Raw genomic sequence first — 11,863 nt, forward strand, 5'->3', positions numbered from 1 at the left:
ATCTTAAAACTTGTATTTTCCACCTACCGAAAACATAACCGGGGTAGTAAACTCACCGTAGCCCGTTTTGTTGAACTGTAAATCGTGTCTAGCCTCGATTGTGAAATTATCATCCACATCATAACCAACACCGTTCATCAAATCTAAACGGGGTGCTGCCGGTTCATTTCCATATTTTTCCAAGTCCTTTTCCATTTCTACACCTGAAAAGAAATACATTCTTTTGGTAACATACCATTTTGGTGCTATCGAGACTTTGAAAACATCGCCCAATAAATATGTATCATAAAAACCTTGAAGTTCAACCCGAAGTGCCCTGGAGATGTCATAATCAACTAAAAATGAAGCATGCCTTTCTCCATTTAAGAAATTTGGGTAAGAAAAGCTATCGACATTCAAGGGCTTTTGAGGGTTCCCTTTGCTATCTGGTACAACTTGTGGCTGCTGACCGTAAAGGATAGCATTACATATAAAAAAGGCAAGTATAGTACAAGTTTTTAGCATAACAATTCGAAACCAAAGAAGACGGAAATTATGAAATCAAAATAGAGCAGCAGTAAATATCGTGCGGATTATCAGAATTTTAACATGCACTTGAGTAGCGGCGCTATTTATCTTCTTCCTTAAACTGCGAATAATCTCTTTGGTAAGGACGAATTATCAAACGCGCCTCACGATCAAAACGGATATAATTGTAAACCCAATTCACAAAAACTACCATACGGTTTCGAAATCCGATAAGAAAGAAGAGATGAACAAACATCCAAACAAACCAAGCAAAGATCCCTTGAAAATGCATATTCTTCATATCTACAACCGCTTTATTCCGTCCAACGGTAGCCATACTCCCCTTGTCTTTGTAAGCAAAAGGGCGCATTGGCTTATTCTCTAAAAATCGTAGCAAATTATCACCCAAATGCCTGCCCTGCTGCATGGCGGGCTGAGCCATCATGGCGTGGCCCCTTGGGCTATCTTCAGTTTGCATACATGCAACATCTCCAATCGCAAAAACACCTTCGAGACCTTCAACTTGGTTAAACTCATTAACCTTCATTCGATTGCCAGCAGTTAATAAATCTTCAGCATCTAAGCCCTTGATCGATGCCGCCTTGACTCCCGCCGCCCATACCAGGGTTGCCGATTCAAAGGTAACATCAGATTTGGTACTTACCGTTTTACCATCATAATGGGTCACTCGAACATTTTTCCAAATTTGTACCCCAAGACTTTCCAAAAAATCTTCGGCCTTTTGAGAAGCTTTTTCGCTCATTTCTTTCAGAATACGGTCGCCAGACTGTATAAGGTTGATCTGCACCCTGCGGGTGTCAAGATCCGGATAATCTTTAGGCAGTATACCTTTTTTAATCTCCGCCAAGGCACCCGCCAATTCTACTCCAGTAGGCCCTCCTCCCACAATGACAAAATTCATGAGTGCGTCACGTTCATGGTATTCATCGGTCAACAGTGCCTGTTCAAAGTTCTCCAATATGAGACTTCGAAGATTCAATGATTGGGGTATGGTCTTCATTGCCATACTGTTTTTTTGAAGCTCGGTATTTCCAAAAAAATTGGTTTCCGAACCTGTGGCAAGCACCAAATAATCAAAATGCAAGGTTCCAATATTGGTTATAAGCGTCTTATCGGCATAAACGACCTGCTGTACTTCTGCCAAACGAAAGAAAAAATTGGGGTAATCTTTTAAAATTTTGCGAATGGGGTATGCAATAGAATCGGGCTCAAGTCCACCAGTAGAAACCTGATATAAAAGTGGTTGAAAAGTATGATAATTGTGCTTATCTAAAAGCACAACCTGTACTTCTTTATTACTGAGTTTTTTTGCAAGTGCAATACCTGCGAACCCACCGCCTATAATCACTATTCGTGGATAACTGGACTTTGGTATATTCATACTTAAAATTAAGTGGCAAAGGTAAACAATAGGTCATCACTGTAATTGGCAATACTATTTCAATTGCAAAACTCTTCTTTATATTTACAGTAAAAATACGACCGCCGCTATTAAAAAGGATACCTGAATCAAAAACATTTATTTTTCTTGTAACAAATAAGAAGTATACCTACTAATACTATACAACTACCAACGTGAACAAAAAACTGGAACATCAATTTGTGACAGAACTGGAGAACAATCAGAACATTGTTCACAAGGTGTGCACCTTGTATACCAATGATAGGGATTCACACAACGATCTGTTTCAAGAGATAACGATACAACTATGGAAAGCGTATCCAAAATTTAGGGGAGAATCGAAGTTCAGTACGTGGATGTACCGTGTGGCACTAAATACGGCAATTACATTATATCGTAAATCAAAACGTACCATTCAAACACAGGACTATGAATCGGTAGTTTTTAAAATTAAAGCTGATACCTATGACGAAACGGAAGAGCAACAGTTAAAACTATTGTACGGGGCTGTCAAGCAACTGGGAGACATCGAAAAAGCATTGATTTTTCTATACCTAGAAGATAAAAACTATACCGAAATAGCAGAAACCTTGGGGATTACCGAAGTGAATGCCCGTGTAAAAATGAACCGGATAAAAAATAAGTTACGAACAATCTTGAATCCTTAAGGATATGATGGATGAGTTGGAATTGTTAAAGAAAGATTGGCAAAAAAAGGAAGAACACCTTCCTAAATTGTCATATGAAGATATTTATAAGATGATATGGAAGAAATCTTCTTCCATCGTTAAATGGATGTTCTATATCAGTATTATCGAATTCATATTTTGGGCGGCCATAAACCTCGTGTTCACCGATGCCGAATCGTGGGAATTTTTCAAAACACTACACGTTTACGAAGTTACTTTGACCCTTACTTTGATCAATTATGCGGTGCTGCTCTACTTTATCTTCAAGTTTTATTCGAACTACAGGAAAATTTCTTTTACCGATTCTTCGAAAAAACTGATGAAAACCATCTTGAGCGTAAAAAAAACAGTCACCCAATATGTCTGGTTTAATATTGCAGTTTTTACCGTATCGCTTATAACGGGTCTCTATGGTAGTCTACGCTATGGGCCTGACAGTGAAAAAATTCTTGATGCCGCAGAGCAGGCCGGTAACCAAACCATTTTCTGGATTTTGACGATCGGAGCTACTTTGGTAATAGTAGTCTTACTGCTACTTCTGGTATGGCTGTTCTACAAACTGCTTTATGGCATCTTACTGAAAAGACTCAAAAAGAATTATGAGGAGTTAAGACAACTCGAAATTTAAACACTCAACTATCAAGGGGTTACGTATCAAGGGAGAAAGTTAATTTAGATCAAAAGTATTAGATTTTCTTACTGTTACGATATCTGCGCAGCTCGTTCTCCTGCTCATAAGCCAACAGATCCGCTTTAGAAATTACCTTTAAAAAAGATGGGTGTTGTTCAATGGCATATTCCAATTTTTCGATAATCGAATCAAAAGATTCGTTCTCATAATCGATTTCCAAAGGCTCTTTTATAACCATTGATTGAAGAATACCTTTTTTCTTGATGCGAAGTCCTTTTTTGTCAAATGACCGCCTAAACCCATCAATGACCACGGGCACTACGATAGGTTTATACTTTTTGATGATATGCGAAGTCCCTTTTCGTAGCGGCTTCCACGGCGTAGTTGTTCCTTGCGGAAACGTAATGACCCACCCATCATTCAATGCCTTACCAATGCTGGAAATATCACTCATTTTCACCTGTCTGTTCACATCTTGCCCCTGTGAGCGCCAAGTGCGTTCTACGCTGATTGATCCTGCATATGCGAAAATCTTGGTCAATAGACTCTTTTTCATTGTCTCGGCTGCGGCGACGTAATACATATTCAATTTCGGATGCCATATGTACCCAATATTCTTGATACTGTTGTCCCTTCCACTTAGACTTGCATTGAAAACATGAAACATGGCCACAACATCAGCGAAATAGGTTTGATGGTTACTTACGAAGAGTACATTTTTGTCAGGTAGATTCCTGATTATCTCAGAACCCTCAATTTCCAAGGTATTAAAACCCTTATAACGTTGGTGCGTGAAAATACCCAAAATACGGATAAGCCACTTCTTTAAAAATAGTATATGTCCGAACGGATTTTCCTTAAACAAGCTCATAGACGCAAATCTACAAAATTACGGCACTAAAATACCTGTTTTAAGAGCTCTTTGATTTCGCTCAACATCATGGCAGTCGCACCCCAAACGGTATAACCATTTAGTTTAAAGGCAGGTACATCAATATTCTTGGCATAAGATGTGGTCAAATTTTGCATGTAGTTATTGTTATCGTCCATAAAATCGGTGAAAGGTACCTCGACCAAAGATTCCACCTCAGTTTCCTGAATTTGAAAGGGTTCCGTTTTTGCATATAGTCCGATATAAGGTTGTACCTCAAAATTACTGGGAGGGATATAAACTTCGCTCAATGATTTTATAATTTTAACCTTATTGGGCGAAACCCCAACCTCTTCATGTGTTTCCCTTAGGGCAGTCTCCAAAAGGTTCAAATCGGTTTTCTCGGCTTTCCCGCCAGGAAATCCTATTTGGTTCGAATGTACACCTTGATAAGTTTTTCTTAGGATGAGCAACAATCGAGTATGATCAGCCGCATCACCATAAAACAGCGCCATAACTCCCGCTTTTTTTGGCTGTTTATTTTTGAGTTTGTCCTCCTTCATCAATTGAATACGAACAGGCGGAGCCATTTTATAATGCGATGCCTCGCCCGGAAGAGGTAGATTTTTTATTTTTGGTATCTGTTGCGAAAAAAAAGAAAAATCCATGATGTTTAAAAAGCTGGCCCAAGCCACAATATTACCACTATTTTTTTTACTTGCCTGTAAAGGGGAAACCGATAAAAAAGAAGTCATTGACGTTAAAGAGACAATAAAAAAAGATTCCGTTCAAATAGATAGTACCCAACTACAGCAAACCGAAAAGGAAGAATTTGAACTGACCGAGGAAAATGCCATCGAATTCTTCTTCGATTACCAAAAAGACCTCAAAGAAGATAAGGTTCGTTTAACAACGACCATGGGAAGTTTTGTAATTGAGCTCTTTGAAAATGTGCCCTATCACCGGGCAAATTTTATATTCTTGACCAAAGCAGGCTATTTTGACAGCACCCAATTTCACCGGGTCGTAAAGAAATTCATCATTCAAGGAGGCAATTCCGACGACAAAAGAACAGCTGAAAAACGAGGAAAAATAGGTCGATACCTATTACCCCCTGATACCCGAAAAGGCCATAAACACCATCGCGGAACGGTATCGATGCCCAGTAGTGAAATCAATAACCCACATATGTTGGCCTCGCCCTATGAATTCTTTATTGTGGTGACCAAACCCGGGTCTTATCATTTAGATGGTAACTACACCCCATTCGGCAGGGTTATCGAAGGTATGGATGTGGTAGATAAAATCAACAACGTTCGCGTAGGCAAAGGCGATTGGCCCTTTCAGAATGTGTATATTACGAAAGCAGAGGTAATTGATTAGTTATTGGCTGTTAATATACTAAATGCAATACTTCAACTCAAGATGAACACATTGTTCTAGCGTAATTGTGAAATCTGCAGCTACTTTTCAGATTGATATATATTGGGTAAGGCTATGTTGAATTTTAGGGCCAATAAACGTGTGGTAATAATAATCAAAATGGCTCCCATATACGCATAGGCTCCGTCAAAGGGTAATAATATTAATACGAAATAACTAAGACCCCCTAAGATGCATGCCGTGGCATAAATCTCCTTTCTTTTAAAAATAACGGGTATTTCATTACACAGCATATCGCGAATAACGCCTCCGAAGCACGCGGTAATTGTACCGAGGGCAATACAGATAATGGGTAACAAATCGACCGATAGCCCTTTCTCGATTCCCACCATAGTAAACAGGCCGATACCAATCGTATCAAAAAGAAGCAGTGTTCTACGTAAATATTTAAGTTGCTTTACGAATATAATACTAAAGACTACCGTCACCGATATCGTCAAAATGTATATGGGTTCCTGCATCCATAAAACAGGGGTGCTACCAATCAGCATATCGCGTAATGTACCACCTCCGGTAGCGGTAACAAAAGCGATAATAAATACCCCAAATAGGTCTAATTTTTTATCCATGGCCACCAAAACCCCAGAAATAGCAAAAGCGATGGTTCCTAAAATATCTATTATAAAGTAGAACATACCTTTTTAGTTAGTTAATCGCGGCAAAACTACAAAATGAAAGTCCGAATGAAGAAATAACAACCAATGCAATAAGTAAATGAATATGGTTAAAGAAAGTGCAAATTTCCAGAAATCAAATAACTATTTACATTAAAGCTGTTGGGTATAGAAATTATAATCTTTGATGACGATGTCGACAAAATCAACAGGTTTGAGTTCTGTACTTATCTGGGTAACATCTTTAATACGATCACAAAGCGAAAGAATAATCTGATGGTCCCCATTACGCTTGGCTGCGTCGAAAAGCTCCTTGATCGTCTGCATTTCGCTATCCTTAAAAACGGTTACTTGGGGAAACCTCGGCACATACCCTTCGGGCAATTCACGCAATAAGGTATCTTTAAGGCTTATCCGCTGCTTCTCACTAATAACGGTCGTTCCTGCTGCAATATCGCCCACACGTTGCCCCTTTCCTCTAATCAAAATGGTTAAAACTGCAACGCCTCCAGAAGTTAAGGTCACGTCGATAATACGCAAAATCCAGCGAACAAAGTAACTGGCAAAATTTGGTTTAGAACCATCGAGTTTCACTACCTTGATGTGCATCAAACTTTTACCTATGGTCTTTCCGTCCATAAAAGTTTCCAATAATAAATAATATAAAAATGCAGGAAGGCTCAACAATAGATATAATGCCCACATGTCTGAGAAGTCAATATCCATCGCTATCAATAGCCAAATCACGAGTATCATATATACCGTAACCACAAAACTATCGATAATATAGGCCAGCATGCGATCACCCAAATGGGCCGTGTTTTGGCTGATGCTTATATTTTGGGCTGTTTCTATTTGAAATTGTTCCATAGTTTCCGTTTCTTTGGCTACAAACCCTGTAAGTTAATGCGTGAAGCTGCCTTTGTAAAGCAAAATAAAGACAAATGGGCTACTTTTGAAAACGCACTGTCAAAGAAAACGAACATTGCGCCCGATGTATTGTCCGATCTTTATATTGAAATAACCGACCACCTCAGTTATGCCAAGACTTTTTACCCTCGCAGCAATACCGAATTTTATTTAAATGCTTTAGCCTCACAGGCACATCAAAAAATCTATAAAACCAGAAGAGAGCCCAAAAACCGGATTATCTCTTTTTGGAAAGTTGAATTTCCTACTCTTTTCTACCATTTTCATCGTGAATTGCTCATTGCATTTTTGGTATTTGCCTTTTTCGCCATTGTAGGTGCTTTTTCCGCCGCTAATGAAGGTGATTTTGTGCGATCTATTCTTGGTGACGGTTATGTGAACATGACGCTGGATAATATAGAAAAAGGTGACCCGATGGCCGTTTATAAGCAAATGGGCGAATTCAATATGTTCTTGGGTATTACCATAAATAATATCAGGGTAGCATTGCTGGCATTTGCCTACGGTATTTTTCTGGGAATCGGCACCTTGATGATTATGCTACAAAACGGAATTATGTTGGGTAGCTTTCAGTATTTTTTTTATGAAAAAGGATTACTTTGGGAATCGGTACGCACCATATGGATTCATGGTACTATCGAGATATCGGTTATCATCATTGCAGGTTGTGCCGGTTTAGTTCTGGCCAATGGTATGCTCTTCCCCGGTACCTACACCCGATTGGAATCATTTAAGCGAGGTGTAAAAAACGGACTCAAAATTATGGTCAGCACACTACCTTTCTTTATTATTGCCGGATTTCTAGAGGGGTTTGTAACCCGACATACCGAAATGCCCGATTGGCTCGCCATTATCATTATTATAAGCTCGTTGGCACTAATTCTCTTTTACTACGTTATATATCCAAAACAACTTAATAAGAAAATATCCTATGAAAAGTAATTACATCGAATTCAAAAGAGAACGCGAGTTGGGTGAGATATTATCTGACACCTTTGCCTTTTTACGTGACCAATTCAAGCCATTTATAGGTGTTTTCTTCAAAATAGTCGGTCCCTATTTATTGGTTATGATGATTTCTTTAGGGCTCTATCTTTACTTTATCGGAAACAGCTTTAGTATGATGGTGGGTACCTCGAGCGAGATACCTAATATATTACTCATGATTCCCATTGGCCTGCTATATATGGCCTCATTGGTAACCGTTTATGTAATGTCGCAATCAACAGTATTACATTATATTAAGTCATATGCCAATGGTAAGGGGGAAATAGATATTGAAACGATTAAATCTGGGGTATATGAGACCTTCTGGCGCTTCATCGGACTAGGATTTTTAGTAGCACTCTCTGTAGGTTTCGGACTTATGATCTGTCTGATTCCAGGTATTTATCTTTGGGTTCCCCTATCGTTGTCTTTTAGTATTATGGTCTATAACGGCATGGGAGCGTCCGAATCTTTCAGTTATAGTTTTACTTTGGTACGCGATTATTGGTGGATTACATTCGCCACCTTATTGGTAATAGTTATCATCGTCGCCATAGCCAGTTATGCCTTTGCAGTACCAAGCATGATTTATAATTGGATGAAAATGGGAATCTTTTCTGGTGAAATGGATGCCGAAAGTATGATGGACGTTTTTCAAGATCCCATCTATATTCTTCTGAATATGATAGGTACCTTGGCCCAATTTTTACTTAATATTATATCTATTGTTGCCGGCGTTTTTATCTATTTCAATTTAAATGAAAAAAAGAACTTTACCGGTACTTACGAACGCATCCAAAACCTTGGGGAAACACCGTCATAACAAGTATGCACAAATGCATTTTTACATTGCTACTTTACATATTGTATGTCCTTCCAATTCAGGGACAAGTCGATAGTTCTGCTGAAATTCAGTATGACGATTCTTCACTGACAATTAAAAAAATAGAGGCAAATGATTTAGATGCGTATCGGAATGATCCTGATTTTGACTATGAAGTTTTAAAAACGGACGCCACTTGGTGGAGCGATTTCAAGACTTGGTCGGGCAACCTGATGTTACAGTTTTTTGAGTGGCTTTTTGGTGTCGAAAAAGCAGTAGGTTTTTTGGCTTCCTTCTTTAGATGGATTCCCTACATTCTGTTAGGAATTCTCATTTTTATCCTCATCAAATTCTTCTTGAATATCAATGCAACTGCTATGCAACGTACCAAGAACAATCAAGGGTTGGTTTCTCTTTCCGAGGAAGAGCATATCATCAAAAATGAAGATATTCAACAATTGATTCAAAAGGCTTTGCAAAATCAGAATTATCGCCTTGCCATACGGTATTACTACCTCTACATTTTGCAGCTTATGAGTGAAGAAGAGTTCATCTCTTGGGAGCCTCAAAAAACCAATGACGACTACCTAAAAGAAATTGAAGTACAAGAATTAAAGTTACCCTTTGGAAAAATCACGCGGCTTTACACTTATATCTGGTATGGTAATTTCGATATTGACGAAGCAGGTTATAAAAGAGCAGAAACCGTTTTTTCATCCCTTCAAAAATTGGTGAGGCATGGGTAAAAAGGCGAACATTTATATTGTTATCTCTGTAGTAACCTTAATTGTACTCATGCTATTACAGTACAACAAACCTAAAGAAATCAATTGGTTTCCTACATTTGTCTCCCAACACAAAATTCCCTTCGGCACCTATGTACTCAAAGATGTCATGGGAAAAATTTTTCAAGACAAAGCGCAGCAGGTCAACGTTCCCCCTTTTGAATTCTTAAATCAAGAAGTGGAGGCCTCTGGCACTTATTTTTTTGTGAACGATAAAGTTGAATTTGGAGAAGCTGAATTGAACACCTTGTTGGATTGGACATCTAAAGGAAATACCTTGTTTATTGCTTCCGCTGGGTTCGAAGAACAACTTACCGACACCTTACATTTAAAAACTTCAAGTCTTTATGCCGACTTTGGGGATGAACAAAAGCAACGGCATCGCCTGACGAATCCGCAATTAAAGACAGAAGACGGTTATATTTTTGACAAAGATAATTACAGCCTATTTTTTAAAAGTATAGATACAATCAACACAAAAATTGTAGGCCTAGTTTCCACAATTTCAAAAAATGATAGTCTATCTAAAGAACAGTACAATGTGATAAAACAGCCTTTTGGAAAAGGTCAAATTATACTCTCTACTTTTCCCAAAGCATTTACCAATTACTTTATTTTAAAGGATAACAATAAAAATTATACGGCAGGCCTTCTATCTTATGTAGATTCATCACAGAACATCTATATCGACAATCATTACAAATCGGGAAAATCGTTCTACACCTCCCCAATGTATATCTTTTTGAATACCAAAGAATTCAAATGGGCCTATTACCTTGCCTTGTTTGGCGCTCTCATTTATGTAGTTTTCGAAGGCAAACGTAAACAACGTGCGATACCCATAGTAGCACCGTTGCAAAATCAAACTTTGGCTTTTACGAGAACCATCGCCGATATGTACTTCGAAAAAGGAGAACAAAAATCGATTATCGAACATAAAATCGCCTATTTTCTTGAATATATACGTACCCATTTTTATCTGAGCACCCTAAAACAAAATGATGTCTTTTATCAGCATCTGGCTATGCGCAGTAATCACACCAAAGAAGAAGTAAAAATACTGTTCTCTTATATGGAGCAACTGAGCACCTCCATAGAACCGACGGATGAATCACTTAAAAAATTAAATTCCTTAATAGAAAAATTCAAAGCTAGAGCCAATGGAAAATAATGAACCACAATCGACCGAACTTAATTTCAATAATCGCGTACCGTTGGAAAACCTACAGAAGACGGTGGAAGAAATTAAAGCCGAACTAAGCAAAATTATCATTGGCCAAGAGAATTTCATCGAACTGCTGATCGTTGCCCTATTGGTCGATGGCCATGTGCTTATCGAAGGTGTTCCAGGTATAGCGAAGACTATCACGGCCAAGCTGTTCGCAAAAACACTTAAGACTAATTTCAGTCGCATTCAATTTACGCCAGACCTAATGCCTAGCGATATTCTGGGCACCTCAATTTTTAACGTAAAGACGACTGAATTCGAATATAAAAAGGGACCCATATTCTCCAACATCATCCTAATTGATGAAATCAACCGGGCACCAGCTAAAACACAAGCGGCCATGTTCGAAACCATGGAAGAACGCCAAGTAACCATGGATGGGGCTACTTATAAAATGGATGATCCCTTTATGGTATTGGCTACCCAAAACCCTATTGAACAAGAAGGTACTTATGCCCTGCCCGAAGCGCAATTAGACCGTTTTATCTTTAAGATAAAAGTAGATTATCCGTCAGTGGAAGAAGAAATTAAAATCATACAGACCCATCACGACCGTAAAGGTTCTAAACCACAGACGCTCGTAAATCCGGTAATTACCCCAGACCAGTTACTTGACTATAAGTCAAAAATACAAGACATTATGGTGGAGGAAAAAATCATTAAATATATTGCCGATATTATTACAAAGACCCGCAACCATCCGCATTTGTATTTGGGGGGATCCCCTCGTGCATCGATAGCTACTTTAAATGCTGCCAAAGCTTTTGCGGCCATCCTTGGGCGGGATTTTGTTATTCCCGAAGACGTAAAGAGAGCTTTGGTGCCCGTGCTGAACCATCGAGTGATTTTAACGCCCGAACGTGAAATGGAAGGCATGACCACCGAAAGTGTGGTGAACATGATTACAGAATCCGTCGAAATACCCAGATAAC

At 38.7% G+C, this 11,863-nt stretch carries 14 protein-coding genes; 8 read left to right on the forward strand and 6 right to left on the reverse strand.

Annotated features, from left to right (window positions below):
• Positions 1 to 3: 3 nt before the first annotated feature.
• Complete coding sequence (locus tag BLS33_RS20575; RefSeq protein WP_089894349.1) at positions 4 to 504, reverse strand: hypothetical protein; 501 nt, start codon at positions 502 to 504, stop codon at positions 4 to 6.
• A 103-nt stretch (positions 505 to 607) separates the two neighbouring features.
• Positions 608 to 1,909: an NAD(P)/FAD-dependent oxidoreductase gene (locus tag BLS33_RS20580; protein WP_089894353.1), complete on the reverse strand. Its 1,302-nt coding sequence runs from the start codon at positions 1,907 to 1,909 to the stop codon at positions 608 to 610.
• A 194-nt stretch (positions 1,910 to 2,103) separates the two neighbouring features.
• Between BLS33_RS20580 and BLS33_RS20585 the strand changes: the two genes are divergently transcribed.
• Entirely contained in the window at positions 2,104 to 2,598 is a 495-nt protein-coding gene (locus BLS33_RS20585) for an RNA polymerase sigma factor (protein ID WP_089894356.1), read from the forward strand.
• Positions 2,599 to 2,602: 4 nt separating this feature from the next.
• A complete protein-coding gene (locus BLS33_RS20590) occupies positions 2,603 to 3,247 on the forward strand; it encodes a hypothetical protein (RefSeq protein ID WP_089894359.1) in 645 nt (214 codons plus the stop codon).
• Between the two features lie 58 nt (positions 3,248 to 3,305).
• On the opposite strand, the gene BLS33_RS20595 is transcribed toward BLS33_RS20590, so the two are convergent.
• Together BLS33_RS20595 and BLS33_RS20600 are read right to left on the reverse strand one after the other, a co-directional pair.
• Positions 3,306 to 4,121: a lysophospholipid acyltransferase family protein gene (locus BLS33_RS20595; RefSeq protein WP_089894362.1), complete on the reverse strand. Its 816-nt coding sequence runs from the start codon at positions 4,119 to 4,121 to the stop codon at positions 3,306 to 3,308.
• 26 nt (positions 4,122 to 4,147) lie between these two features.
• Positions 4,148 to 4,789, reverse strand: coding sequence for an NUDIX hydrolase (locus tag BLS33_RS20600; protein ID WP_089894365.1), 642 nt, complete (start codon positions 4,787 to 4,789; stop codon positions 4,148 to 4,150).
• Here BLS33_RS20600 and BLS33_RS20605 point away from each other — a divergent pair.
• Complete coding sequence (locus BLS33_RS20605) at positions 4,788 to 5,504, forward strand: peptidylprolyl isomerase (protein ID WP_089894368.1); 717 nt, start codon at positions 4,788 to 4,790, stop codon at positions 5,502 to 5,504. The two genes, BLS33_RS20600 and BLS33_RS20605, sit on opposite strands and share 2 nt — an antisense overlap.
• A gap of 80 nt (positions 5,505 to 5,584) precedes the next feature.
• Here BLS33_RS20605 and BLS33_RS20610 read toward each other — a convergent pair whose 3' ends face one another.
• Both BLS33_RS20610 and BLS33_RS20615 read right to left on the reverse strand, forming a co-directional pair.
• A complete protein-coding gene (locus BLS33_RS20610; RefSeq protein WP_089894372.1) occupies positions 5,585 to 6,199 on the reverse strand; it encodes a trimeric intracellular cation channel family protein in 615 nt (204 codons plus the stop codon).
• 132 nt (positions 6,200 to 6,331) lie between these two features.
• Positions 6,332 to 7,048, reverse strand: a complete 717-nt coding sequence (locus BLS33_RS20615; protein WP_089894376.1) for an RDD family protein — start codon at positions 7,046 to 7,048, stop codon at positions 6,332 to 6,334.
• A 36-nt stretch (positions 7,049 to 7,084) separates the two neighbouring features.
• On the opposite strand from BLS33_RS20615, the gene BLS33_RS20620 reads away from it, so the two are divergent.
• From BLS33_RS20620 to BLS33_RS20640, 5 genes are read left to right on the forward strand one after another with little or no spacing between them, the layout of a single operon-like run.
• Positions 7,085 to 8,050: a stage II sporulation protein M gene (locus BLS33_RS20620; RefSeq protein ID WP_089894379.1), complete on the forward strand. Its 966-nt coding sequence runs from the start codon at positions 7,085 to 7,087 to the stop codon at positions 8,048 to 8,050.
• Positions 8,040 to 8,918, forward strand: a complete 879-nt coding sequence (locus BLS33_RS20625) for a hypothetical protein (protein ID WP_089894385.1) — start codon at positions 8,040 to 8,042, stop codon at positions 8,916 to 8,918. Before BLS33_RS20620 ends, BLS33_RS20625 begins: the two co-directional genes overlap by 11 nt.
• Positions 8,919 to 8,923: 5 nt before the next feature.
• On the forward strand, positions 8,924 to 9,664 hold the full coding sequence (locus BLS33_RS20630; RefSeq protein ID WP_089894388.1) for a DUF4129 domain-containing protein: 741 nt from the start codon (positions 8,924 to 8,926) through the stop codon (positions 9,662 to 9,664).
• Complete coding sequence (locus tag BLS33_RS20635) at positions 9,657 to 10,874, forward strand: DUF4350 domain-containing protein (RefSeq protein WP_089894393.1); 1,218 nt, start codon at positions 9,657 to 9,659, stop codon at positions 10,872 to 10,874. Before BLS33_RS20630 ends, BLS33_RS20635 begins: the two co-directional genes overlap by 8 nt.
• A complete protein-coding gene (locus BLS33_RS20640) occupies positions 10,864 to 11,862 on the forward strand; it encodes an AAA family ATPase (RefSeq protein WP_089894397.1) in 999 nt (332 codons plus the stop codon). The genes BLS33_RS20635 and BLS33_RS20640 overlap by 11 nt, the downstream gene beginning before the upstream one ends.
• Position 11,863: the final 1 nt, after the last annotated feature.

The organism is Kriegella aquimaris (genome assembly GCF_900103215.1).
Lineage (GTDB): Bacteria > Bacteroidota > Bacteroidia > Flavobacteriales > Flavobacteriaceae > Kriegella > Kriegella aquimaris.

Coding starts and splice junctions, on each gene's coding strand:
- BLS33_RS20575 (WP_089894349.1), bottom strand. CDS start 504: ATGCTAAAAACTTGTACTATACTTGCCTTTTTTATATGTAATGCTATC.
- BLS33_RS20580 (WP_089894353.1), bottom strand. CDS start 1,909: ATGAATATACCAAAGTCCAGTTATCCACGAATAGTGATTATAGGCGGT.
- BLS33_RS20590 (WP_089894359.1), top strand. CDS start 2,603: ATGATGGATGAGTTGGAATTGTTAAAGAAAGATTGGCAAAAAAAGGAA.
- BLS33_RS20595 (WP_089894362.1), bottom strand. CDS start 4,121: ATGAGCTTGTTTAAGGAAAATCCGTTCGGACATATACTATTTTTAAAG.
- BLS33_RS20605 (WP_089894368.1), top strand. CDS start 4,788: ATGATGTTTAAAAAGCTGGCCCAAGCCACAATATTACCACTATTTTTT.
- BLS33_RS20600 (WP_089894365.1), bottom strand. CDS start 4,789: ATGGATTTTTCTTTTTTTTCGCAACAGATACCAAAAATAAAAAATCTA.
- BLS33_RS20610 (WP_089894372.1), bottom strand. CDS start 6,199: ATGTTCTACTTTATAATAGATATTTTAGGAACCATCGCTTTTGCTATT.
- BLS33_RS20615 (WP_089894376.1), bottom strand. CDS start 7,048: ATGGAACAATTTCAAATAGAAACAGCCCAAAATATAAGCATCAGCCAA.
- BLS33_RS20620 (WP_089894379.1), top strand. CDS start 7,085: ATGCGTGAAGCTGCCTTTGTAAAGCAAAATAAAGACAAATGGGCTACT.
- BLS33_RS20625 (WP_089894385.1), top strand. CDS start 8,040: ATGAAAAGTAATTACATCGAATTCAAAAGAGAACGCGAGTTGGGTGAG.
- BLS33_RS20630 (WP_089894388.1), top strand. CDS start 8,924: ATGCACAAATGCATTTTTACATTGCTACTTTACATATTGTATGTCCTT.
- BLS33_RS20635 (WP_089894393.1), top strand. CDS start 9,657: ATGGGTAAAAAGGCGAACATTTATATTGTTATCTCTGTAGTAACCTTA.
- BLS33_RS20640 (WP_089894397.1), top strand. CDS start 10,864: ATGGAAAATAATGAACCACAATCGACCGAACTTAATTTCAATAATCGC.